This is a genomic window from Marinobacter azerbaijanicus, from assembly GCF_030250645.1.
GTDB classification, from domain to species: Bacteria; Pseudomonadota; Gammaproteobacteria; order Pseudomonadales; family Oleiphilaceae; genus Marinobacter; species Marinobacter azerbaijanicus.
Genome location: NZ_JASSVS010000044.1, coordinates 1 through 3198 on the forward strand (window position 1 = coordinate 1; position 3198 = coordinate 3198).

General features: G+C 55.8%; 4 protein-coding genes and 1 tRNA gene. 3 read left to right on the plus strand and 2 right to left on the minus strand.

Going from position 1 to position 3198, the window contains the following annotated elements; translation table 11 throughout:
* Positions 1-568 precede the first annotated feature (568 nt).
* Positions 569-745 (minus strand): DUF4113 domain-containing protein, encoded by a 177-nt coding sequence (locus QPM17_RS23915; RefSeq protein ID WP_422732799.1) that lies wholly within the window; start codon positions 743-745, stop codon positions 569-571.
* Between the two features lie 3 nt (positions 746-748).
* Between QPM17_RS23915 and QPM17_RS23320 the strand changes: the two genes are divergently transcribed.
* The 3 genes from QPM17_RS23320 (at position 749) to QPM17_RS23330 (ending at position 3002) form a co-directional block, all read left to right on the plus strand.
* Complete coding sequence (locus QPM17_RS23320; RefSeq protein ID WP_285394144.1) at positions 749-1765, plus strand: CNNM domain-containing protein; 1017 nt, start codon at positions 749-751, stop codon at positions 1763-1765.
* Positions 1766-2077: 312 nt separating this feature from the next.
* Positions 2078-2821 carry a Crp/Fnr family transcriptional regulator gene (locus QPM17_RS23325; RefSeq protein WP_285394145.1) on the plus strand — a complete coding sequence of 248 codons (744 nt, stop codon included), beginning with the start codon at positions 2078-2080 and terminating at the stop codon, positions 2819-2821.
* Between the two features lie 90 nt (positions 2822-2911).
* Positions 2912-3002: transfer RNA gene (locus QPM17_RS23330), tRNA-OTHER, on the plus strand.
* A gap of 14 nt (positions 3003-3016) precedes the next feature.
* Here the strand turns inward: QPM17_RS23330 and QPM17_RS23335 are convergent.
* Positions 3017-3198, minus strand: a 182-nt coding sequence (locus tag QPM17_RS23335; protein WP_285394146.1) for a hypothetical protein, incomplete at its 5' end; no start/stop codon positions are given.

The window sequence follows — 3198 nt, forward strand, 5'->3', positions numbered from 1 at the left end:
GTTTCCTTAAGAACGCGTCTCATCGCACCGCCCGGCCAGCAATGGCCGGGCTTTTCATTTCGACACGCTCTAGCGGTAGCCAATATCTTACGCTACGAGTGGTCAATCTCTTACACAGCGCATAACCCAGGTTATGTCGGGAGACGATAGGAGGTGGCACTTTGAGCCTAGAGCAAAGGAAAGCTCTTGAGGAAAACGAGCAGGACGCTCGAGTAACCAAGGATGCACCGACAGGATGTCAGTGGAGCAGCTAGCAGGGAAGCGCTGTTCGAAGGCCCGGCCGCCATGGCTGGGCCTTTTTTCATTTGCGCGTAGACAGCTCAACGCATCGCACCAATCAGGATAAGGTTTATTCAAGTCTTGAACGGAGAAAGGCCCCGGTCACAGGACAATATGCATACCATGTTGAAACCGGGGCAAGGTCCGATCAGGTCGGAATGGAGGGAGCACGCACAAAAACACGTTACCAATAGGAATGTAGGCATGAGCCAGGAAACCGTGGGAAAAGAAGCGTGTCGATGAGTATAGGCTTATGGTTGGGACTGTAAACACTAACCGGAGGTACTTCTCATCTCATCTTCACTATTGGCAACTCATCCCACCTGGTAGTGTATCGTGGCGTGCGCCGCTGCTTCGAGGTGTAGCACTCGCTGCTCAGGATGACTTGGGCCTTGCAGTCGCGTGATCGATTCGGTGAAGATACTAGTGCCGCTCCGCGCGGCGTCCCTTGGCCACCAAACGAGATCCCATGCTGCTGCTTGTTGCGTTCGCGACACTCTCTATCGCCGTTTCCTTCCTATGCTCGCTGCTTGAAGCCGCTCTGCTATCCATGACCCCCAGCTATGTGGCGCGGCTGAAAGAATCACGCCCCAAGCTGCATGAGCGGCTTGCTCGCCTGAAGCACAACATTGATCAGCCGCTCGCCGCCATCTTGACGCTCAATACCGTCGCCCACACCGTGGGGGCCACAGGCGTCGGTGCCCAGGTTACTGTGGTCTTTGGTGAGGCCTGGCTCGGTATTGCCTCGGCAGTAATGACACTGCTGATCCTCTTCGTTTCCGAGATTATTCCCAAGACCATTGGTGCCACCTACTGGCGGCAACTCTCTACTGTGATGGTCCCCATGCTCGACGGCATGGTGTGGATCTTGAAACCGTTCATTTGGCTCTCTGAGAGAATCACTAACCGCATCGGTAAGGGGGCTCTCGACACAGACATGCGTGGCGAGATTAAGGCACTGGCTCAGATTGGTCAGGAGGAGAAGGCGCTGGACCCCGAAGAGACGCGTGTCATCGTCAACATCCTCAACCTTCACGACATCCTTGTTAAGAATGTAATGACGCCGCGTACCGTATCGGTCACCGTCAAGCCTGGTATGACGGTGAACGAATTTGATAAAGAGTTGGGTCGTTCTCCCTTCACCCGCTTCCCGATGATGGACGGTGGCGAGCAGGCGCTGGGCTACGTGCACAAGGCTGACACCTATCACGCCGAAGACGACGCTGACCTCAAGTCTCTGATGCACCCGGTCAAGACGGTACTCGCCGATGACAATGTCGAACAGGTGTTCACCATGATGGTCCTGGATCGTCAACACCTCTGTGTGGTGTATGACGATCTCGGGACCTGGGTGGGTCTCATCACCTTGGAGGACATCATCGAGACCATCCTCGGGCAGGACATTGTTGATGAGACCGATAACGTCGCCAACCTGCGCAAATACGCACGGCAACGTTGGACGAAGAAACTAAAGAAGGAGGAGTAGCGCCCCCTCTCCTCTGGTGTCGTGAGGGCGGTTAGGTGTACAGCACATATGGCGCTAGCGAGGGATCTTCAACGGCTGACGCTGCGAACCGTTAGACAATCACTGGTTTGTCAGACAAGCTGGGGCGTAGTGCGCTGATAACAAAGAGAAACTGGCGCTGGTGCAGCTCTACCATTGAGCTACGCCCGCTTACCTCGCCTGGCGATACTTCCGTATATCAAGCATGCTTTGGGTAAGGGAAAGTTCATCAAGTCAGGCGAGCGAAGACACAGTTAAAAAGGGCTCCAGTCCTGCTCAGTAAGGAGTTCATGCATGAACGCAAGCCCTATTTCCCCAAACACCCTCATGATCCGCAAGCTGGAAAGCAGCTACTCCCTCGGCGATGAGGAAAAGCAGGCGCTCCAGCAACTGCCAGTGCAGATAAAATCCATCAAGCCCGGTGCAGACATCGTTCGCATTGGTGATCGCCCGACCCGGTGCTGCTTGATCCTGGAGGGCTTCACCTGTGTGTACAAAGTGACCTCCGAGGGCAATCGCCAGATTCTGGCATTGCATGTTCCCGGAGACATGCCGGACCTACAAAGCCTACACCTGATGGTGCTGGATATGAGCATTGCCTCGGTCAGCTCCTGCAAGGTCGGGTTCATTCAGCATGACGACATACGCCGTATATGCGAGCGCTACCCACGCCTCACCGCCACCTTATGGCGCGAGACTCTCATACACGCCTCGATCCTCCGAGAATGGACGCTGAATAATGGGCAGCGGGAGGCCTACACCCGGATCGCCCATCTACTCTGCGAACTCGTGTTTCGCCTGAAGGCGGTGGGGCTTGCTGATGGCGGCCCCATTCACCTGCCGATAACACAGTCTGAGCTGGCAGACGCGACTGGTATGAGCTCGGTCCATATGAACCGGGTCCTCCAAGCTCTTCGTGCCAATGGCCTGATCAAGAGTAAGAGGGCGGAGCTGGTCGTCCCTGACTGGGAGAAACTACAGGAAGCGGGCGAGTTTGACCCTCTGTACCTACACATGGAAGAGAGCGATGCTTCTTAACCATTCCGTCGAATAGGGTCGTAAAACCTCGTCGGAACGCCAGCAACCACGCGGAGCGTATCTGCTGTATATGTTTCCAGTCGGCAGGGTGGGTTTTGCTTTATCAGCAGCACATTAGACAATCAGCTATGCAACACTGGCAGTGTTGAGGTCAGCGGTTCGATCCCGCTAGGCTCCACCAACACGTTTTGAGAATCAGCCGCTTGGCGCATCGCGCCAGGCGGCTTTTTCGTGTGCCCGAAAAACTCCCGAAAAATTCCATGCTCTCAAGAGCGCTGCCAGCAGCGCTTCCATTCTCCTGGATGACCGCTCGAGCTGTGCCATCACCACCGACCCCGCCCGCGGCGCCGCCCAAGCCATCCGCGCCCCTTGACGGA

Bases quoted from the DNA above. Each gene is read 5' to 3' on its own strand.
- QPM17_RS23320 (WP_285394144.1), top strand. From the start codon at position 749: ATGCTGCTGCTTGTTGCGTTCGCGACACTCTCTATCGCCGTTTCCTTC.
- QPM17_RS23325 (WP_285394145.1), top strand. From the start codon at position 2,078: ATGAACGCAAGCCCTATTTCCCCAAACACCCTCATGATCCGCAAGCTG.